Genomic DNA, 19979 nt, shown 5'->3' on the forward strand with positions numbered 1-19979 from the left:
CGACCGGCAGATCCGGTCCGCAAGAAGACGCCCGACACGCCCATCGGTTCCCTCGGGAGGTTGTCGCTCCCGGCGATCTGCACAGGTCTCAGGCAGTCGCCCTACCGTGGAGGATGCGCTCAATCGGCCACTAATGCGTTGGCAACCCCGTCGTGCGATAGTGCGCCATGACCATCCGCACCATTGTCCGCTATCCCGATCCGCGCCTGACGCTGCCCGCACAACCCGTCACCGTGTTCGACGACGCGCTGCGCGACCTGGCGCGCGACCTGCTGGACACCATGCACGCCGCGCCGGGCATCGGCATCACCGCGCCGCATATCGGCCTGTCGCTGCGGCTGGTGGTGCTCGACCTCGACCCGGTCGATGGCGCACGCATCTATGTCAATCCGGACATCACCTGGGCCTCCCCTGAGACGATCATGCACCAGGAGGGCAGCGTCTCGATGCCCGGCGTCAATGACGACATCCAGCGCCATGCGCGGATCCGCATCAGCTACCAGGATCTCGACGGCACCCCACAGACCGAGGAGTCGGCAGGCCTGCGCGCGGTCTGTCACCAGCACGAAATCGACCAGCTCAACGGCATGTTCTGGCTGCAGCGGTTGTCCCGCCTCAAGCGCGAGCGGCTGATCAAGCGCTTCGAGAAGATGTCACGCGGTTGAACGCCCTCAGGGGGCCCACCGCGTGAAGACGTAGTCATGGCCTTTGACGCGCGCTTCGTGGCACGCGAAGCAGGTCCGGTGCTGCGCCTCGTCGACGGGCTTGCCTGCGACAAACCTGCCAAATCCCCAGCCGCCGGTTGCCGCATATTTCCGGGAGTCCTTGACCATGATCTGGACCGTGGTCGCCGCACCGGGAACGGAGGCCGGCTCGAACTCGGGCGAGGTCACGTGCTTCCAGGCAAGCTTCGCGAGAACGGTGCCGTCCGGAAACGGCAGCGCGCCGTCGGCATAGGCCTTGATTGCCACGGCATTGCCGAGCACGGCGCGAAGCTCGTTCAGTGGCTCGGCTTCCTGCGCCGGCGCAATCAGCTGCCACTGCCGATAACCCTGCGGAATGGTGACGCCATAGATCGGCGAGGCATCGCCATTGCCGACGTTGGTTTCCGCGGCGAGCGCCGCGGCCGCCGCACATGATGCGATGGCCATGCCAATGGCGAGGTGCCTCACGCTCATGTCCCTCACCCCCGCCCGGATGCCATGCGGTCGGCGTCGATCACTGCCTCGGCGAAGGCGCGCGGCGCCTCCTGTGGCAGATTGTGCCCGATGCCGCCGGTGATCGCGCGATGCTCATACTTGCCCGTGAACTTCTTCGCATAGGCGCTGGCCTCCGGATGAGGCGCACCATTGGCGTCGCCTTCCATGGTGATGGTCGGCACCGCGATATCGGGCGCCTGAGCGAGGCGTTTTTCCAGATCGTCATATCTCGCTTCGCCCTCGGCCAGGCCAAGACGCCAGCGATAGTTGTGGATCGAGATCGCGACATGATCCGGATTGTTCAGCGACGCCGCGCTGCGATCGAAGGTGGCGTCGTCGAAATTCCATTTCGGCGAGGCGATCTGCCAGATCAGTTTCGCAAAATCGTGCCGATACTTGTCGTAACCCGCACGGCCGCGCTCGGTCGCGAAATAGTATTGATACCACCACTGCAGCTCGGCCTTCGGTGGCAGCGGCATCTCGTTGGCCTTCTGGCTGCCGATCAGGTAGCCGCTGACAGAGACCATGGCCTTGACGCGCTCCGGCCAGATCGCCGCGATGATGTTCACCGTCCGCGCGCCCCAGTCGCAGCCGCCGAGGGTCGCCTTGTCGATCTTGAGCGCATCCATCAGGGCAATGATATCAATGGCCAGCGCGGCCTGCTGTCCATTGCGCGGCGTTGCCGCCGACCGGAAGCGCGTGGCGCCGTAGCCGCGCAGCGAGGGGACGATCACGCGGTAGCCAGTTGCAGCCAGCAACGGCGCCACATCCACATAGGTGTGGATGTCATAGGGCCAGCCGTGCACCAGAATGACGACCGGCCCATCAGCGGGACCGTCCTCGGCATAGCTGACACTCAAATCGCCGGCATCGACCTGCTTCATCGCGCGGAACGAGGCATTGGCTGGGGCAGAGCCGGCAGGCAGCGTCTTTGGCACTGGCCCGGTCTGGCCGCGGGCTGAAACCGTCAGCCCGAACTGGGCGGCTGCCATGCCCAGGACGGCCGTGCCCAGGAAACGACGGCGATGGGGGTTGATATCGTCAGGCGTCCTGATGATGCTCATGGTGATCTCCTTGAATCCCGGCGGGAACTTTGCCGTTGTTCCCACGATGCCCGAATGATCGGACGGCCGCTTTCAGGTGAAAAGGATTTTCGCTTCAGACGGCGATGATTTTTCCGTTAGAACGGTTTCGCCCGCCGGGGGCAACCGCAGCGAGATCCTCATTTTGCGCTACCTTTTCGACGTTTTTGCCCTCGACCCCAGCCGCCGGGAATTGCGCCGCGGCGAAGACCATATCGCGATCGAACCACAGGTCTTCGACGTGCTGGAGTTCCTTGTCCGATCGCGTGACCGAGTGGTCAGCCGTGACGATCTGCTCGCCGCGGTGTGGCACGGGCGCATCGTCTCGGAAGCGACGCTGAGCAGCCGCATCAATTCGGCGCGCGCCGCCATTGGCGACAGCGGCGAGGAGCAGCGGCTGATCCGCACCCTGCCGCGCAAGGGCCTGCGTTTCGTGGGCGATGTCAGGGAGGAGGAGGCCTCCTCGGAGCCGGTCGTTAAAACAATTCCGGACAGCGAGGCGCCGGGCATCGCGGACCCGGACGGCCCGTCGATTGCGGTGCTGCCGTTCACCAATATGAGCGGCGATCCCGAGGAGGACTACTTTGCCGACGGCATCGCGGAGGAGATCATCACCGCGCTGTCCCGCTGCAGCGGACTGTTCGTGATCGCGCGCAATTCCTCGTTCACCTACAAGGGTGAAGCGATCGATATCCGCCGGGTCGGCCAGGAACTCGGCGTCAGCTATGTGCTCGAGGGTAGCGTCCGCCGCGGCGGCGAGCGGCTTCGTATCATCGGCCAGTTGATCGACGCACGGTCCGGCAATCATCTGTGGGCCGACCGCTTCGACGGCGACCGGGGCGACGTCTTCGACCTGCAGGACCGCATCACCGAGCACGTCGTGGCGGCCATCGAGCCCACCTTGCGGCTGGCCGAGATCGAACGCCGCAAGCACAACCGTCCCGGCAAGCTCGACGCCTATGACCTGCTGCTGCGGGCCTACGCGCTGGAACATGAATTCACTGCGGACAGCCTGACCGAAGCGCTGGCCTGCCTCGACCAGGCCCTGGCCGTCGAGCCAAACTACGCGCCGGCCATGGCCGCGGCGGCCTATTGTCATGCGCAGCGCCACTTTCAGGGATGGGTGGCGGCCGACGGAACGCATCGCGCCACGGGCATGGAGCTGGCCTGGTGCGCCATCGAGCTCGCGCCGAGCGACCCGCAAGTGCTGTGGATGACGGCATTTGCGATCTGGAATCTCGCCGACACGCAGACCGCAAAGGATGCGGCCGTCGAACTGTTCGGCCGTTCGCTGGCGATCAACCCGAACTCCGCGATGGCACTGTCGCTGGGCGGCTGGATCGAAACCATGCGCGGCAACCAGGGCACTGGTCGCGAGATGCTGCAGCGCGCCGCCCGGCTCAGCCCGCTCGATCCGCGCGGCTGGTTCGTCTCGGGCGCCATGGCCATCGCCGCGATCATCGACGAGAATTATCCGGAGGCTGTGGCGTGGGCGGAAAAGGCCCTGGTGCAGAACCGGCGCTACGCGGTAGCGCTGCGTGCGCTGGCTGTGGCACTGGTGAAGATCGGGCAGCGCGAGCGCGCCGCCCAAGTGGTACGGGAATTATTGAGCATCGCGCCGGATCTGACGATCGCCAAGTTCTTCGCGCGCATCCCCGTCCCTCTTGCATCGATGGCCAAGAATTACAGGGAAGCGCTCAAGGCTGCAGGCCTGCCGGAGTAAGCCATCTTCATGCCGCGCCGCAGCGCAGTCGCTGGTTTTCAGACGACGTCCATTTCAGTCTCGCCTCTCCAGTACAAAGTGTTACCATCGCAGCGCGACAGGATCGACCAACCGACAAGGTGAAATCGCCCGTCGGTCGTTTCGCTGCAACGCAGCGAAGCGCGGATAAGCGCGCCACAAGGCTCCGTCTGCACATGGGAGGACATGGGCATGCTCGACAAGGCACCCAACGGAAACGTCACGGCGCTACTGTCCACGCTGGACAGCGCGTTGACTGCCGGCGACATTGCGCTCGCCGTTGATGCGGCTTGCGTGCCGGCAACGATCGCAAGGAGCGATCGACGCCCCGCCGTCGTCGCGCAAAGCGCGATGCTCCAGGAGAATTCATGTTCGATCTGACACTCAGCTTTGACAATGGACCGGAGCCCGACGTCACCCCCGGCGTGCTCGACCTCCTCGCCCGGCGCGGGATCAGCACAACTTTTTCGTCATCGGCGAAAAGATCGCGGACCCCGCGCGCCGGACGCTCGCCGAACGCGCGCAGGCCGAAGGCCATTGGATCGGCAATCACACCTACACCCATTCGCTGCCGCTCGGGCGGCAGCCCGATGCCGCAATGGCCGAGAGCGAGATTACGCGCACGCAGGCCGTGCTGGGCGACCTGGCACGTCCCGAGCGCCTGTTCCGGCCGTTCGGCGGTGGCGGCCAGCTGAATGACGGCCTGTTCCGACCGTCGGTCGTGAAACACCTCGAACAGGAGCGCTACACCTGCGTGCTCTGGAACGCGATCCCGCGCGACTGGAACGATCCCGAAAACTGGGTCGAGCGCGCGCTTGACCAATGCCGGACCCAGGCATGGACGCTGATGGTGCTGCATGATCTGCCGACCGGCGCCATGCGGCACCTGCCGCGTTTTCTCGATGCGGCAGCGGAAGCCGGCGCGCGCTTTCGCCAGGATTTTCCGCCGGACTGCGTGCCGATCCGGCGGGGCGAGGTGATATTGCCCATGACGGACTACGTTTCCAATCTGGACTGACAATCGCAACCAACAAAAATACCAAAGGGAGACTAACGATGCGGGACCTGACCACCGAGAGCGTCACCGACGCCGTTCTGGAGCAGATGGGCGAAACTCAAGATCCGCGGCTCAAGCAGGTGATGGAAAGCCTGGTGCGCCACATGCACGCCTTCGCCCGCGATGTCAGCCTGACGCCTGATGAATGGCTGAGGGCGATCGGCTTTCTCACCAAGGTCGGCCAAACCTGCACCCCCGCCCGCCAGGAATTCATCCTGCTGTCCGACGTTCTCGGGCTCAGTGCGCTGGTCAACCTGCTGCATGACAAGACGGCGATCGAACTGGGGACGGAAAGCAGCTTGCTCGGCCCGTTCTACCAGCAGAACGCGCCTTCGTTCGCTCTCGGCGACTCGATCGCCGCCAAGGCCGACGAAGCGCCGGAGCTGCTGCTGTATGGCCAGGTCACCGACAAGGAAGGCAAACCGTTGCCGCATGCCCAGATCCAGGTCTGGCAGACCGATGCCAAGGGCGAATACGACCTGCAGAAATACCGTGGCGAGCACATGGACATGCGCGGCAACTTCCGCGCCGATGCCGACGGGCGCTTCCATTTCCGCACCGTCATGCCGCTCGGCTACTACATTCCCATGGACGGGCCGGTGGGCGCGCTGATCCGCGCCCAGCAGCGCCACGGCTGCCGGCCGGCGCATATCCACTTCCTGATCGGCGCCGACGGCTACCGCGAGCTGGTCACGGCGATCTACCTGTCGAACGATCCGCATATCGATTCCGATACGGTGTTCGGCGTGTCGAGCTCGCTGGTGGTGACGCCGCGCGACAACGATGCGGACGCGCCGGTCAAGGGCTTGCCGGCCATCCGCTACGACTTCCGCCTTGGCGTGGCCTCGGACGACGAGACCGGCCGCGTCGGCGCCGACCCGTCGCAAATCCTCGCGATGGCGGGGTAAGCGTCATGAAACGCCTGCTCTCCGGACTGGCCCTCACGGGCCTGCTCACAAGCGCGACCATCGCCAGCGTCCACGCCGCGCCGCCGTCCAATCCGGTGAAGCTCGGCGTCATCACCGACATGACCGGCAGCCTGTCCGCGCAAAGCGGGCGCGGCTCGGTGATTGCCGCACAAATGGCGATCGACGACTGCCTCGCCAAGGAATGCGCGGGGATGAAAGTCGAGCTGCTGTCCGCCGATCACCAGAACAAGCCGGACATCGCCGTCAACATCGTCCGCAAATGGATCGACGTCGATGGCGTCGATGCGGTGACCGACATCATCCAGGCCGGTGTCCAGCTCGCGATTCAGAACCTGATGAAGGAAAAGAACCGCATCGCTTTGTTCCCCGGCGGCACGGCACGGCTTGCCAATGAGGACTGCGCGCCCAAGACCAGCGTGCTGTGGATGTGGGACACCTATGGCCAGGCCGTCGGCATCACCCGCCCGCTGGCGAAGCCCGACAGCTCCTGGTACTTCGTCGCCGCCGACTATGCCTTCGGCAATTCGCTGATCGCCGATGCCACCGGTCTGGTGCAGCGCGCCGGCGGCAAGGTGGTCGGTTCGGTCAAGCACCCGTTCAACGCCACCGGCGATTTTGCGTCCTACCTGCTGCAGGCGCAATCCTCGGGCGCCGGCATCGTCGCCATCGGCTCGACCGGCGGCGATCTCATCAACATGCTCAAGCAGGCGCGGGAATTCGGGCTCGGCAAGGACAAGCAGAAGGTCGCCAGCTTCGTGCTCACTCTGCCCGACGTCGCGGCCCTCGGCCTCGACATCACCCAGGGCATCACCGTCAACGAGGCCTTCTACTGGAATCTGGACGCGCAAAGCCGCGCCTTCGGCAAGCGCTTCTTCGAACGCTACCAGGGCATGCCATCGACCATCCAGGCCGGCGTCTATTCCGTGACGCTGCACTATCTGAAGTCCGTCGCCGCCGCCGGCACCACCGACACCGCGGCGGTGATGGCCAAGATGCATGAACTCCCGATCTCCGATGCCACCGTGCGCAACGCCACCTTGCGCGTCGACGGCAGGATGGAGCACGACTCCTATCTGTTCCGGGTCAAAACACCCGCCGAGAGCAAGGAGCCTTTCGACTTCTACGAGTTGCAGGCGACGATTCCGGCCAAGGAGGCGTTCCGGCCGTTGACGGAGAGTGTTTGTCCGGCGTTGAAGTAAGCGAAGCGGTGCGATATTGCGGGAGCAATCGTCGCACCGCTGCTGCCGGCGTGGAGGATCAATCTTGCTGGAAAAACTCGGTGACGAGATTTGGACGGCCGAGGGATCCGACGTCGTGGCTATGCTCGGCTTTCACTACCCGACCCGCATGGCGGTCATCAGACTGGCCGGCAGCGAACTCTTTGTCTGGTCGCCCATCGCGCCGACAGACGGCCTGCGGGCGGAGGTCGAAGCGCTCGGGAACGTCGGCTATCTGATCGCGCCCAATGCGCTGCATCATCTGTTCATCGCCGACTGGAAGCGCAGCTATCCGGATGCACGCATCTATGCCGCGCCCGGATTGCGCGAGAAGCGCAGAGATATCGCTTTCGACGGCGAGCTCGGCGACACGTCCGTTCCCGAATGGTCCGGGGACATCGAACATGTGGTCGTGAAGGGTAACGCCATCACCAGCGAGGCGGTGTTCTTTCATCGCACCAACCGCACCGTGATCTTCACCGATCTCATTCAGCAGCTTCCCGCCAACTGGTTTTCCGGCTGGCGCGCCGTCGTTGCCAAATGGGACCTGATGCTTGGCCCCGAGCCGTCGGTGCCGCGAAAATTTCGAGCCGCCTTTACCGATCGCCGGGCGGCACGCGCCTCCGTTGAACGCATCCTGGCGTGGCCCGCTGAAAAGGTGCTGATGGCTCATGGAACGCCGGTGAACGCGAACGGCCAGGCATTCCTGCGGCGGGCATTCGGATGGCTGATCCGATGATCGCCATCAAGCGCGGACCTGCACCGACAAACGCGCTGCCCTGCCCTGCCGCACCGTTGCAGGACGTCGGATGTCTCAAAGAAGATCTTTGGCATCCGTCATCGCAACATCGCTCGCCCGGACGCACATAGCGACCGCTGCGCGAACTCGATCAGCCGTCGGTCACCGTCACGCCGGTCACCTTGGCCGGTCTCACACCTGAGCAGGCGGCGCTCAGCAAGGTTCGGCGGACCTCGGCGTTGGTGTATTCATGGCCGTTCACCGCCGGCACTTCGACATCCCAGGGCCCTGCGGAGTCGCCGGGATCGCCTCCGAAGGTCCAGGTGCCCGCCGGCAGGCATCCCAGAATGTAGTTCTTCATGGTCGCCACCGACGGGTTACGCCCACGGCCGCCGAAGGTGAACTGCAACTGATGGTCGGTGGCGGCAAAGGCGGGCTCGGCAAGGACCATGGTCAGCACGACCGCGGCGAGTACGGCTCGGAAAAGACATTGGGGGCACCCTGCTCTCATGGGACACCCGACACGCAATGCAATTACTGCGATTACTTTTAATTTAATACAACCAAATGTCAAGCCGGTCGTCATGCTTCGAACCGCTGAATACGCCAGACACTGGCGCGGGTCCCAAACGACACGCTGCTCGCGCCCCCGCAGCAAGTGCCAAGATTGCATAGGTCGGTTCGGCTGTGAGGCAGGCGCCCCCGACCATGCAGGTCAGCGCGGAAGCATTTCCGGGCCAAGTCCCATCTGCCAGAAATCTGCCTCCAGACGCGACGCCTGGCCGAACAGCGCGGCCAGTTCGTTGAAGCGTCGCCCGGTCATCGCCCGTGCCGCCAGATCGTCGAGATGTCGGCGCGCCTTGATGGCGACGTCCTGATAGGCGTCGCCGGCGTATTCGCCGATCCATTCCCGATAGGGATGATCGCCGAGCGCCTCGGCGCCGTGCGGCGCGAGCCTGCGGCCGATCTCGGCGTAGCCGATGACACAGGGCGCCAGCGCCACATGCAGCTCGAGCAGATCGCCGGCCGCGCCGCAGTCCAGCACGAAGCGCGTATAGGCGACGGTGGCCTGATGTTCGGGCGCCGCCTCGATCTCGGCGGGCGACAGCCCCCAGCGCCCGCACAGCCGGACGTGCAGCGCCATCTCGTCGAGGATCGCGGCCAGTCCCGCCTGCGCCGTCTTCATGTCGTCGAGCGTGCGGCTCTTGTAGGTCGCCAGCGCATAGGCCCGCGCGAACTGGATCAGGAACAGATAGTCCTGCACCAGATAGGTGCGAAACGCCGCCTCCGGCAGCGTGCCTGCCCCAAGCTGCCGGACGAAGTCGTGATCGACATAAGCGGCCCAGTCGTCCGCCGCCGCGGCTTTCAACCGATCGAAGATATCCATCGCTACAGCCCCAGGCGCGACGTCACTTGCCATCATCGAGGCTCACCAGCACGGCCGCATTGGCAATGAGAATGCCGTCGCCGCCGCTCTCGGCCGGAATGTCCAGGCCGCCCTTGACCGCCGTGACGGTCACCGTGCCGTAGGGAAGTTCCTTCGCCACGGCCGCTGTATCGACGTCCTCGGGATTGGGCACCGCAATGGTGACGTCGACGAGCATGTCATGCGGCGTCTTGCCGAGCAGCCGGAAGAACCCGACGCTGGAATGGCGGATCGCATCAGAGACCGCGCGCTTCGCCGCCTTGGTGGCATCGCGGCCATGGACGTCGACGCCCATGCCCATCTCGGTAATACAACGCACCCGTGCCATTCGTGTCGTCTCCGTTGGCCTCTAAAACTATCGGAAAACCCAAAGCCAATCATCACAGATGGTCACAGCGCACAAGTGCGCAGCGTACCGCGCGACCCAACAGCGAGACGGCGAAATACGCTGCGCTATTCCGCCCTACGGCCCTGCGTACTATTGATGTTGAAAGCATCACGCAACGCAATCCAGCATCCATTGCACGCCGAACCGGTCGGTGAGTTTGCCGAAGTAGCTCCCCCAAGGTTGATCTGCGAGCGGCGTAGTTATCCGGCCGCCATCAGCCAAACAGACAAACAGCCTATCGGTGCTGTCGCGATCATCCACGATCAGCATATGAGCAGAACCTCGCATTGGCTCGGCATCGTGATTGTCCGAAGCGAAAAACAGTATACCCGGCCCTTCGAAGCGCGCATGCATCACCTTGCCCTGCATGACGTCGGTGACGACGGGTATACCATGAGCGCCGTGGCGCATTAGTTCGGTGACTTGGCCGAGCCCACATTCCGTATAGAAGGCAAGCGCTTCTTCGCATTGCGTAGTGAAGAACAGATAATTGGCAAGCCGCATGTTCAACTCCGTTGCGCGGATGTGCCTGTGATGGCCCCAATGAGATCGGCATTGCTGTAGCTTCGCCCGGCGATACCCCAGGCCCCGTCCGGGGCATAGACGATGTTTGACCAGATGTGCTCGCGTTTGAGCCGTCCTCCGGCGGCCTTTTCGACGATATCTGTCGCCTTTTCGATGAAGGCCTTCTTCGCCTCGGGCGTTACCAGCGCGATCTCTGGCAGCTTGAGTTCGACAAACGCCGCCGCAATTGGCTTTCCAGCGGCACGCACATGTTCCTTCGGGAGGACGTTGATCGAGCCGATGACGTTCGGAGTCATGAAAGCATTGCCGGTCAGGCCGGAGACCTCCAGAAGGGCATCCGTCAGTCCGTCAAAGGCGCGTGTCTGCTCCTCGGATGAAAGCAGGCCCACGGGCACTGTGAGCGTGATGGGCATGGGTCTCTCCTTGTTTGAATCGCGACGGCGGCTCATATACGTTGGTCACTCTTTATCAATACACATCGCTCACTCTCTTAGCAAGAGATAAAGAGCGAATACTCTCTATGGAAATGACCATGCGTTACAGCACCGAACACAAACAGGAGACCCGTGCGCGCGTCGTCGCAGCCGCCGGACAGGTTTTTCGAGAGGAAGGCTATGGAGGCGCCAGTATCGATGCGCTGACGAAGGCGGCTGGGGTTACCAACGGCGCTTTCTACGGACACTTCAAGTCCAAGAGCGACGCCTTCCGCACCGCCGTCCTGTCGGGGCTGGAAGAGCTGCGACTGGGGATCGCGGCACTCAAGGCGGATCGGCCAGGAGATTGGCTGAAGGCTTTCGTCGGCTATTACCTCGGCTACAAGCGAACCTGCGAACTTGGCGAGAGCTGTGCCTTGCCGAGCCTGTCCCCCGACGTGATGCGCGCTGACAACGAAACGCGAGGCGCCTATACCGCGGAATTGAAGCGCCTCATCGAGGAAGTCGCCGCCGGCCTGCCGGAGAATGAAGCGCCGGGCCGAGCCGACACCTCACGAGAGGACCAAGCGATCCTGCTTCTTGCCATGCTTAGTGGCGGCGTCACGCTATCCCGCGCCGTATCCGATGCAGCGCTGTCCGCACGCATCGCAAATCTTGTCGCGCAGGCCGCCCTTTCTGGACCGCAGCAGGGTAAGAAGCGGGCTTGAACTTGGGCCGTCACACTTCGACGATAAGAACGTTGAAGCTGAGATAAGAGTTCTAAGTGTAACGAAACTCATTCTGTTCGGCGACAACGCCTATCACGGCAAAGCTAGCCTGACCGGCCTTGTATCTGTATCCATCACGACGCTCCTCACTCCCACTCAATCGTCCCCGGCGGCTTCGACGTGATGTCATACACCACGCGGTTGACGCCCTTGACCTCGTTGATGATGCGCGTTGCGGTCTCGCCGAGGAACTTCATCTCGAACGGATAGAAGTCGGCGGTCATGCCGTCGGTGGAGGTGACGGCGCGCAGGCCGACGACGAATTCGTAGGTGCGGCCGTCGCCCATCACGCCGACGGTCTTGACCGGCAGCAGCACGGCAAAAGCCTGCCAGATAGTGTCGTACAGGCCGGCCTTGCGGATCTGGTCGATATAGACCGCGTCGGCGTTGCGCAGGATGTCGAGCTTGTCGGCGGTGATCTCGCCGGGGCAGCGGATGGCGAGGCCCGGCCCGGGGAACGGATGGCGGCCGACAAAGATGTCCGGCAGGCCGAGTTCGCGCCCCAATACGCGGACCTCGTCCTTGAACAGTTCGCGCAGCGGCTCGACCAGCTTCATCTTCATAAAGTCCGGCAGGCCGCCGACATTGTGGTGCGACTTGATGGTCACCGAGGGGCCGCCAGTGAACGACACGCTCTCGATCACGTCGGGATACAGCGTGCCCTGCGCGAGGAAGTCCGCGCCGCCGATCTTCTTGGCCTCGGCATCGAACACGTCGATGAACAGCCCGCCGATAATCTTGCGCTTCTGCTCGGGGTCGGTAACGCCCTTGAGCTTGCCGAGGAACAGCTCTTCCGCCTGCACATGGACCAGCGGGATGTTGTAGTGGCCGCGGAACAGGTCGACGACGGTCTTGCCCTCGTCCTTGCGCAGCATGCCGTGGTCGACGAACACGCAGGTGAGCTGGTCGCCGATCGCCTCGTGGATCAGCACCGCGGCCACCGCGGAATCGACGCCGCCGCTTAGGCCGCAGATGACGCGACCGGAGCCGACCTGGGCGCGGATCTTCTCGATCGCTTCCTCGCGGAAGGCGCGCATGGTCCAGTCGCCGGTGAGGCCCGCGACCTTGCGCACGAAGTTGCGGATCAGCTTGGCGCCGTCGGGGGTGTGCACCACTTCGGGGTGGAACTGCATCGCGTAGAACTTGCGGACATCGTCGGCGATGATAGAGATCGGCGAGCCCGGCGCTTTGGCGACGGCGCGAAAACCTTCCGGCAGCTTGGTGACGCGGTCGCCGTGGCTCATCCAGACGTCGTACTGGCCGCCCTTCTCCCAGACGCCGTCGAACAGCGCGCAGTTGTCGGTGATCTCGATTTTGGCGCGGCCAAATTCGCGGTGGTGGCCGGCTTCGACGGTGCCGCCGAGCTGCTGCGCCATGGTTTGCTCGCCATAGCAGATGCCGAGCACCGGCACGCCGGCATTGAGGATCAACAGCGGCGCCGACGGCGCATCGTGATCCAACACCGAGGCTGGTCCCCCGGACAGGATCACCGCCTTGGGCTTCATCGCGGCAAAGGCTTCTGCAGCCTTGTTGAACGGCACGATCTCGGAATAGACGCCCTCCTCGCGGACCCGGCGCGCGATCAGCTGGGTCACCTGGGAGCCGAAATCGACGATCAGAATCTTGTCATGTTCCGCAGCCACATGGGGCGACGGATCGACGGGCGGGACGGAGGTTTTGCTGGGAGCTGTCATAGCGAGCAATTACGCGACTCCCGCGGGCCTCGCAAGCCCCGCAGGCGTCGCCATGGAACGCGATCGTCCCCTCTCCCGCTTGCGGGGAGGGTTAGGGAGGGGGTGCCGCGACGACGGAATGAGTGGCAGCCCCCACCCGGCCCTCCCCGCAAGCGGGAGAGGGAGAAAAGCCCTACTCCGCCTTCTTGCGCGCCAACACCGAGACGAAAAACCCGTCAGTCCCGGTCCGCCGCGGGGTCATCAGCAGGCCCTCGGGGCTCTGCAGGGTGACGGCCGCAAAAGCCTCGGCCTTGTCCCACAGCACCGAGGTGACCTGCTCGACCGGTACCACCGAGAAATCCGGGTGGCGGGCGACAAAGCCGCGGATCTGTTCGTTGTTTTCCTGCGGCAGCACCGAACAGGTGATGTAGGCGATGCGGCCGCCGGGCTTCACCAGATGCACCGCCCGCTCCAGCACCTCGACCTGGTCCTTGATGCGGACCTCAAGCGCGCCCGGGCGCATCCGCCATTTGGCGTCGGGATTGCGGCGCCAGGTGCCGGTGCCGGTGCACGGCGCGTCGATCACCACCAGGTCGGCGGAGGCATGGATGTCGCTGAGCGTGTCGTCCGGCCCCTTGGGGGTGCGGATGTCGCAATTATGCACGCCGGCGCGCGACAGCCGCTCGTAGATCGGCGCAAGCTGGCGCTTGTCGCTGTCGGTGGCGATCAGCCGGCCCTTGCCCTGCATCATCGCCGCCAGCGCCAGGGTCTTGCCGCCGGCGCCGGCGCAAAGGTCGATCACCTGCTCGCCGGGTTTTGCGCCCGACAGCAGCGCCGCCAGCTGCGATCCCTCGTCCTGCACCTCGACGGCGCCCTTGATGAAATCCTCCTCGGCATGGATGCCGGGATTGCGGGCGTCGGCGCCGAGATCGATGCGCAGCCCGATCGGCGACCACGGCGTCTCCACGGCGCCGAGATGCTTCATCGACGCCAGCACCTTGTCGCGCTTGGCCTTCAGCGTGTTGACGCGCAGGTTGAGCGGCGCGCGGCTGGCCATGGCGGTGGCTTCGGCCACGCGGTCGTCGCCGAACACCTGTGTGAGATGGCCGTCGAGCCATTCCGGATAGTCGCCGGCGATGTGCGGCGGCGCGTCGGCCACGGTGCGCGACGCCAGTGCGGCGTGTTCGGTGTCGGTCAGTGCCGACGGCGCGAAACGGCCGCCGTCGCACAGCGCGCCGATGGCGTCGACGTCCATCTTGCGTTCGGCCTTCAGCATGCCCAGCACGCGGGCGCGCGGCGTGTCGCTGTCCATGATCCAGGCGCTGGAGGCGCGGCGGCGCAGCACGTCCCAGACCAGGCCGGCAATGCCTGCGCGATCGCCGGAGCCGGCGAAACGGTGCGCGGTGCCCCATTCCTTCAGCGCCTTGGCGGCGGGAATGCGCTGGGTCTCGATGGCCTCGATCAGCTCGATGGCGGCGGACAGTCTTGCGGCGGGAGTCATAGCAATCTTTCAACGGAGAAACGGGCGCAGTCACGCCTTCGGGCGCGCTTGCGCCGTCAGAGCAGCAGCAGCATGCGCAGCGCGAAGTAGAACCACATCGCCAGCAGCACCAGCGCGCCGGCCAGGAAGCCCTGCGAACGGCCGTTGCCAGCACCGAAGATACCGGCACTGAGGAAGCGCGTGACGACGAACACCCAGGACAGGCAGACCAGCGCCAGATCGATCTTTCGCAGGGGCAGGCCGAGCGCGACCAGGGCGTAGAACAGCAGATCGAGCTGCGACGCCGTATACGGCGCGTCGGCGGCATCGTTGCGGCCGGTCGCCGCCCCGCGCCTGCCGGTCCAGAACCACGCTCCCAGCGTCAACGCCACCAGCACGAACACCGGCAGCAAAACCATTTGAACCGACATGAATCGCCCCCAGTGTCCCTTGACGCCTACGCTATAGCCGCCGCCCCACCGCATGACAATTAAGGCCTGAAGCCGCGATGAACCGCAGCATGCGCCGCCACGACCAAGATGGGAACCGCGCTTCCCAGGCGGATGCCCTGCCCGGGTTCGATACGGCCCAGCGAGATGTCGCGATGACCGACCTGGACACACTCTTCAACGGCATGACCGGGCTGGCCGGCACATTCGGCCATGCCGTCTCGGGCGTAACGAGCGAACTCAACCACCTCATGGCGGTCGCCGACGACAATCCGGACGGATGGGGCGGCCTGCTGATGTCGGGCCTTGCCGGCGCCGCCACCGCGGTGGCGGTGGCCATCGCGCTGTCGCTATATTTCCACAGCGGATACCGTTCGTCGCGCGATCTCGTCCGCCATGGCGTCGGCGCGGTGGCGGCGCTGGTGCTGCTCGCCTTCGCGGTCTCCGATGTCCGCCACGCCGCGCTGAACTACCTCGGCATGATCGCCTCGAAACCCGCGATCGAGTTCGAGATCCGGCTGCCCGATGCGGTGGCCGCCCAAGTTGACACATCGGCCACCCAGATCGAGCTGCATACCGACCGTAACCAGACGCTGGCCAGCCTGCGCGAGGGCCCCACCTTCACCAGCGCCGGCGAGAGCATTCTGCGCGGCTCGGTGCCGCTGGTGTTTCGCACCGCCAACCGCACCGTGATCCTCAACCTGCCCGGCCAGGCACAGCGGCTGTTCCGGCTGCGGCTGGCGCCGAGCCCCAGCCAGTCAGCCGAATTCGGCCCGTGGCATCTGGTCGACGAGGTCGCCACCGCCCGTTCCGCTGCGCCGACGCGGGCCGACGATGTCTATGCCATCCGCTACCGGGTGATCTGACGCCGGAAGCGCAACGGATCTAGCCTATCGTCGCGCCAAACGTGTCGCGAAAGATGCGCGCGCCCTTCGGCGTGATCAGTACAGCACGTGTCGCGTCCAGCCGCCTGGTCCATCCCTGATCCAGGCTGTGCGCGCAGATCGCGGCGCCCAGCGCACCGGCCAGATGAGGCCGCCGTTCGCTCCAGTCCAGACACGGGCGGCACAGCACGCGGCCGGAGCGCGCCGTTCGCCGCGCCAGCAACGGCGCGGTGTCGAGCCCGATGCCGGCGAGGAAAGCCATGCCGGCGTCGGTCAGAACGCCGGCGTCGCCGGCCAGTTCGACATGGCCGCGCGCGATCAGGAATCGGCGAGCGCCACGCCGAGTTGTCCGGCCAGATGATCGTAGCAGGTGCGCGCCTTGCGCATCGCCGCGTCGCGCGGCCCGACCGAGAGATGCGAGCGATCGGGCGCGAGATCCGCGGCCACCTGCATGATGCTCTCCAGCATCCGCGCCACCGATGCCGTCGCCAGCCGGTGATAGCGATGCCGGCCCTGCCGCTCGACGCTCAACAGTCCGACCGCGGTCATCCGGCTCAGATGCCCGCTCGCCGTCTGCGGCGTGACGCCGGCGGCCCTCGCCAGTTCGGTCGCGGTCAGCGCGCGGCCGTCCATCAACGCATGCAGCATGCTGGCGCGCGCCGGGTCGCCCGACAGCGCCGCGATCTCGGCGAACATGGCTTGGCTGGGCATCGCGTGGACCTCTTCGATTCCCATGCATCCTAGGCCGGGTCGGCGCCGAATGCTTCGGCCTCGGCCGAAGCATTCGTTCGTTTTTTCCCACATGACTGTCGGAGATGGACATCGAGTCGGAAACTGCGCGGCAGGCGAAAACAATGGGCGGCACGACGCTGTTTTATGGCTGGCGCGTGGTCGCCGCGGCCTTCACGCTGGCGGTGTTCGGCTGGGGGCTCGGCTTCTACGGTCCGCCGATCTATCTGCATGCGGTACGCGAGGCACGCGGCTGGTCGCTGGCGCTGGTTTCCTCGGCCGTCACTGCGCACTACCTGTTCGGCGCGATGGTGATCGCCAACCTCCCCGGCCTGTATCGGCGGTTCGGCATCCCGACCGTTACGAAGATGGGCGCCATCGCGCTGGCGCTCGGCGTCACCGGCTGGGCGCTGGCCGCACAGCCATGGCAGCTGTTCGCGGCGACGCTGCTCAGCGGCGCCGGCTGGGTGGCGCTCGGCGCCGCCGCGGTCAACGCGATCGTGGCACCCTGGTTCGACCGCAAGCGTCCGGCGGCACTGGCGCAGGCCTATAACGGTGCCAGCATCGGCGGCGTGGTGTTCTCGCCGCTGTGGGGCGCCGCGATCGGATGGCTGGGGTTTCCGCTGGCGGCAGCGCTGATCGGCGCGGTCATGGTTGTCGCGGTCTGGATCCTGGCGGATCTGTACTTCGCCAGATCGCCGCAGCAGATGGGGCTGGCGCCGGACGGGGATCTCATCGCAACGCCAACGATCTCCAGCGCTTCGCCTACAGCGCGCCCGCTTGCCGGCAACCTTCTGTGGCGCAACGTTCGCTTCGTCACCCTCGCGGCCGGCATGGCGCTCGGCCTGTTCGCGCAGATCGGCCTGCTGGCGCATCTGTTCTCGTTGCTGGTCCCGGTGATGGGCGCGCAGATCGCCGGCATTGCCGCCGGCGCGGCCACCGCGGCGGCAATTGCCGGGCGGTCGCTGGTCGGCTGGCTGATGCCCGCAGGCTGCGACCGCCGACTGGTCGCCTGCGCCAGCTATGGCGTGCAGATCGCCGGCTCGCTCGCCTTCCTGCTCGCCGGCGGCGACAGCGTGCCGCTGCTGCTGCTCGGCATCGTGCTGTTCGGCGCCGGCATCGGCAATGCCACCTCGCTGCCGCCGCTGATCGCGCAGGTCGAATTCGTCCGGGAGGACGTGCCGCGCGTGGTGCCGCTGATCGTCGCCATCGGCCAGGCGACCTACGCCTTCGCGCCGGCGGTCTTCGGATTGATCCGCGAATGGGCGCCCGGCGCAGGCGCAGCCGGCGCCGCGCCCTGGCTGTTCGTCACGGCGGCGATCATCCAGGCACTGGCGATCGCAGCCCTGCTCGCCGGTCGGAGCCGTTGACGGCTGAACGCTTACGCCTTGTCCGGCCCGACGCGCACCAGCTGCTTGCCGAAGTTGGCGCCCTTCAGCAGGCCCATGAAGGCCTCCGGCGCGCTGTCGAGGCCTTCGGTGACGAACTCCTTGTACTTCACCTTGCCCTCCTTCACCCATTGCGACATGTCGCGCAGAAACTCCTGACGGCGCCCGGCGAAGTCGCTGACGATGAAGCCGCGAATGGTGAGGCGCTTGGTCAGCACGTTGCGCATCATGGCACCGGCCCATTTCGGCACCGAACTCTCGGTGTCGTTGTACTGCGCGATCAGCCCGCACACCGGCATGCGCGCAAAGGCATTGAACAGCGGAAACACCGCCTCGAACACCGCGCCGCCGACATTCTCGAAGTACACGTCGATGCCATCGGGACACGCCGCCTTCAGCTTCGCCGCAAAATCCGGATCGCGATGATCGATGCAGTCGGCGAAACCGAGCTCGTTCTTCACGTAGTCGCACTTGTCCTTGCCGCCGGCGATGCCGACCGCCCGCGCACCCTTGACCATGGCGATCTGGCCCACCGCCGAGCCCACCGCGCCCGAGGCCGCCGCCACCACGACGGTCTCGCCTTCCTTGGGCTGGCCGATGTCCAGCAGCCCGGTATAGGCGGTCATGCCGGGCATGCCGAGCACGCCGACCGCGGTCTGCACCGGGCCGAGCGCCGGATCGATCTTGCGCAGCATCTTGCCGTCAGAGACCGCATGGGTCTGCCAGCCGCTATGTGCCAGCACGATATCGCCCTTGGCGAAGCCGGGATTGTTGGAGGCGATCACCTCGCAGACCGTGCCGCCTTCCATGGTGCCGCCCACCGGCACCGGCGCCGCGTAAGACGGTCCATCGCTCATGCGACCGCGCATATAGGGATCGAGCGACAGCCAGATCGTGCGCAGCAGGACCTCGCCCTCGCCCGGCGTGGGCACGGTGTAATCCTCGCTGCGAAAGTCGGAGGGTTTTGGCGCGCCGTGGGGGCGTGCGGCAAGGACGATGCGCCTGGCTGATGCGGACATGGATCTTTCCTCTGTTTCGGTTCGTTGGCGTTTCTTGACGGGGCCTCGCAAAAACGCGGCGCGCGAAAACTCGCGCGCCGCGTCAGATCCGTCAATGCTGTCGTCAGTCGTCAGGCTGCGGCGGTGATCTTCGCCAGCACCTTGTCGAAGGCGGCCGCGGCGGACGGCAGGTCTTTGAAGGCCAGCCCGCCATCGGCGGACTGCTTCTGCGCTTCGGTCGCGGTCGGACGGATCTCCGCTACCGGCTTGCCGCCATCGAGCATGGTCAGCGGCGCGATCACCTGGAATTCATGTTCCTCAACCGGCTGGTCCTTGAGCAGGAACACGCTGAGCGACACGATGTCCTTGCCGCGGCGATAGGAGATGTAGCGATCCACCGCCACCGAACCGTCGCGCTGCATGCCGCCGAGCTTGGCATAGCCCTTGGCATCGAGCAGCTTGTGCGACTTGAAGCCCTTGACGCCGACCGAATTGGCCTTGGCAGTCTCCTCGGAGAGGTCGTATTTCGCCGCCATCTCCTTGCCGACAACAGCCAGCTCTCCGGCCATCTGGTGCTCGAACTCCTTCGACGGGCTGCGCGGCTTGGCGCCGGCGCTGCGCGGCTTGTTGGCCTGGCGCTTCTCCAGTTCGGCGGTGCACTTGGCAATCAGCTCGTCGACGGACTTGCGCTCCGCATTGACCCGCAGGTTCTTCAGGTCCGGCGTGGAAAGGGCGGAGATCCTGTCGTCTGTCCAATCGACCATAGCGTTCAACATTCTTTTCTGAATTTACGGTGAGATGATTCTCTGAAAACCGCGCCACACGCCCGAAGACGGGCCCGCTGCACGTGGCAGCGTCAGGTGGCAGGCCATCC

22 protein-coding genes and 1 pseudogene are annotated in these 19979 nt (G+C 65.3%); 10 read left to right on the forward strand and 13 right to left on the reverse strand.

The window, feature by feature from the left end; all coding sequences use genetic code 11:
- Nucleotides 1-167: 167 nt before the first annotated feature.
- A complete protein-coding gene (locus ONR75_RS20540) occupies nucleotides 168-665 on the forward strand; it encodes a peptide deformylase (RefSeq protein WP_265078881.1) in 498 nt (165 codons plus the stop codon).
- A gap of 6 nt (nucleotides 666-671) precedes the next feature.
- Here ONR75_RS20540 and ONR75_RS20545 read toward each other — a convergent pair whose 3' ends face one another.
- A complete protein-coding gene (locus ONR75_RS20545) occupies nucleotides 672-1151 on the reverse strand; it encodes a cytochrome P460 family protein (RefSeq protein WP_413776527.1) in 480 nt (159 codons plus the stop codon).
- Nucleotides 1152-1183: 32 nt separating this feature from the next.
- Nucleotides 1184-2191 carry an alpha/beta fold hydrolase gene (locus ONR75_RS20550; protein WP_413776528.1) on the reverse strand — a complete coding sequence of 336 codons (1008 nt, stop codon included), beginning with the start codon at nucleotides 2189-2191 and terminating at the stop codon, nucleotides 1184-1186.
- A gap of 235 nt (nucleotides 2192-2426) precedes the next feature.
- Between ONR75_RS20550 and ONR75_RS20555 the strand changes: the two genes are divergently transcribed.
- The 6 genes from ONR75_RS20555 (at nucleotide 2427) to ONR75_RS20580 (ending at nucleotide 7964) form a co-directional block, all read left to right on the forward strand.
- Nucleotides 2427-4004 carry a winged helix-turn-helix domain-containing protein gene (locus tag ONR75_RS20555; RefSeq protein ID WP_265083749.1) on the forward strand — a complete coding sequence of 526 codons (1578 nt, stop codon included), beginning with the start codon at nucleotides 2427-2429 and terminating at the stop codon, nucleotides 4002-4004.
- A gap of 210 nt (nucleotides 4005-4214) precedes the next feature.
- Nucleotides 4215-4403 (forward strand): hypothetical protein, encoded by a 189-nt coding sequence (locus tag ONR75_RS20560; RefSeq protein WP_265078884.1) that lies wholly within the window; start codon nucleotides 4215-4217, stop codon nucleotides 4401-4403.
- A 103-nt stretch (nucleotides 4404-4506) separates the two neighbouring features.
- Nucleotides 4507-5040: a polysaccharide deacetylase family protein gene (locus tag ONR75_RS20565; protein ID WP_265083750.1), complete on the forward strand. Its 534-nt coding sequence runs from the start codon at nucleotides 4507-4509 to the stop codon at nucleotides 5038-5040.
- Nucleotides 5041-5078: 38 nt separating this feature from the next.
- On the forward strand, nucleotides 5079-5987 hold the full coding sequence (locus ONR75_RS20570) for a dioxygenase (RefSeq protein ID WP_265078885.1): 909 nt from the start codon (nucleotides 5079-5081) through the stop codon (nucleotides 5985-5987).
- A gap of 5 nt (nucleotides 5988-5992) precedes the next feature.
- On the forward strand, nucleotides 5993-7207 hold the full coding sequence (locus ONR75_RS20575) for an ABC transporter substrate-binding protein (RefSeq protein WP_265078886.1): 1215 nt from the start codon (nucleotides 5993-5995) through the stop codon (nucleotides 7205-7207).
- 64 nt (nucleotides 7208-7271) lie between these two features.
- On the forward strand, nucleotides 7272-7964 hold the full coding sequence (locus ONR75_RS20580; RefSeq protein ID WP_265078887.1) for a DUF4336 domain-containing protein: 693 nt from the start codon (nucleotides 7272-7274) through the stop codon (nucleotides 7962-7964).
- Nucleotides 7965-8115: 151 nt separating this feature from the next.
- On the opposite strand, the gene ONR75_RS20585 is transcribed toward ONR75_RS20580, so the two are convergent.
- The 5 genes from ONR75_RS20585 to ONR75_RS20605 form a co-directional block, all read right to left on the reverse strand.
- On the reverse strand, nucleotides 8116-8424 hold the full coding sequence (locus tag ONR75_RS20585; RefSeq protein WP_265078888.1) for a hypothetical protein: 309 nt from the start codon (nucleotides 8422-8424) through the stop codon (nucleotides 8116-8118).
- 255 nt (nucleotides 8425-8679) lie between these two features.
- Nucleotides 8680-9351 (reverse strand): TenA family protein, encoded by a 672-nt coding sequence (locus tag ONR75_RS20590; RefSeq protein WP_265078889.1) that lies wholly within the window; start codon nucleotides 9349-9351, stop codon nucleotides 8680-8682.
- A 22-nt stretch (nucleotides 9352-9373) separates the two neighbouring features.
- A complete protein-coding gene (locus ONR75_RS20595; protein ID WP_265078890.1) occupies nucleotides 9374-9718 on the reverse strand; it encodes a Lin0512 family protein in 345 nt (114 codons plus the stop codon).
- Between the two features lie 168 nt (nucleotides 9719-9886).
- Nucleotides 9887-10282, reverse strand: coding sequence for a VOC family protein (locus ONR75_RS20600; protein ID WP_265078891.1), 396 nt, complete (start codon nucleotides 10280-10282; stop codon nucleotides 9887-9889).
- A gap of 2 nt (nucleotides 10283-10284) precedes the next feature.
- Nucleotides 10285-10716: a tautomerase family protein gene (locus tag ONR75_RS20605; protein WP_265078892.1), complete on the reverse strand. Its 432-nt coding sequence runs from the start codon at nucleotides 10714-10716 to the stop codon at nucleotides 10285-10287.
- 119 nt (nucleotides 10717-10835) lie between these two features.
- On the opposite strand from ONR75_RS20605, the gene ONR75_RS20610 reads away from it, so the two are divergent.
- On the forward strand, nucleotides 10836-11444 hold the full coding sequence (locus tag ONR75_RS20610) for a TetR/AcrR family transcriptional regulator (protein WP_265078893.1): 609 nt from the start codon (nucleotides 10836-10838) through the stop codon (nucleotides 11442-11444).
- Nucleotides 11445-11590: 146 nt separating this feature from the next.
- Here ONR75_RS20610 and guaA read toward each other — a convergent pair whose 3' ends face one another.
- From guaA to ONR75_RS20625, 3 genes are all read right to left on the reverse strand, one after another.
- Complete coding sequence (guaA, locus tag ONR75_RS20615; protein WP_265078894.1) at nucleotides 11591-13198, reverse strand: glutamine-hydrolyzing GMP synthase; 1608 nt, start codon at nucleotides 13196-13198, stop codon at nucleotides 11591-11593.
- Between the two features lie 172 nt (nucleotides 13199-13370).
- Nucleotides 13371-14678, reverse strand: a complete 1308-nt coding sequence (locus tag ONR75_RS20620) for an RsmB/NOP family class I SAM-dependent RNA methyltransferase (RefSeq protein WP_265078895.1) — start codon at nucleotides 14676-14678, stop codon at nucleotides 13371-13373.
- Nucleotides 14679-14734: 56 nt separating this feature from the next.
- A complete protein-coding gene (locus tag ONR75_RS20625; RefSeq protein ID WP_265078896.1) occupies nucleotides 14735-15088 on the reverse strand; it encodes a hypothetical protein in 354 nt (117 codons plus the stop codon).
- Nucleotides 15089-15261: 173 nt separating this feature from the next.
- Between ONR75_RS20625 and ONR75_RS20630 the strand changes: the two genes are divergently transcribed.
- Nucleotides 15262-15972: an acriflavin resistance protein gene (locus ONR75_RS20630; protein WP_265078897.1), complete on the forward strand. Its 711-nt coding sequence runs from the start codon at nucleotides 15262-15264 to the stop codon at nucleotides 15970-15972.
- A 19-nt stretch (nucleotides 15973-15991) separates the two neighbouring features.
- Here the strand turns inward: ONR75_RS20630 and ONR75_RS32900 are convergent.
- Nucleotides 15992-16701 (reverse strand): annotated as a pseudogene (locus tag ONR75_RS32900) (ArsR/SmtB family transcription factor).
- A gap of 104 nt (nucleotides 16702-16805) precedes the next feature.
- On the opposite strand from ONR75_RS32900, the gene ONR75_RS20640 reads away from it, so the two are divergent.
- Nucleotides 16806-18089, forward strand: a complete 1284-nt coding sequence (locus tag ONR75_RS20640) for an MFS transporter (protein ID WP_265078898.1) — start codon at nucleotides 16806-16808, stop codon at nucleotides 18087-18089.
- Between the two features lie 11 nt (nucleotides 18090-18100).
- Here the strand turns inward: ONR75_RS20640 and ONR75_RS20645 are convergent, their stop codons facing one another.
- A complete protein-coding gene (locus tag ONR75_RS20645) occupies nucleotides 18101-19126 on the reverse strand; it encodes an NADP-dependent oxidoreductase (RefSeq protein ID WP_265078899.1) in 1026 nt (341 codons plus the stop codon).
- Between the two features lie 110 nt (nucleotides 19127-19236).
- Complete coding sequence (locus ONR75_RS20650) at nucleotides 19237-19869, reverse strand: hypothetical protein (RefSeq protein ID WP_265078900.1); 633 nt, start codon at nucleotides 19867-19869, stop codon at nucleotides 19237-19239.
- Nucleotides 19870-19979 lie beyond the last annotated feature (110 nt).

This window comes from Rhodopseudomonas sp. P2A-2r, from assembly GCF_026015985.1.
Taxonomy (GTDB): Bacteria; Pseudomonadota; Alphaproteobacteria; order Rhizobiales; family Xanthobacteraceae; genus Tardiphaga.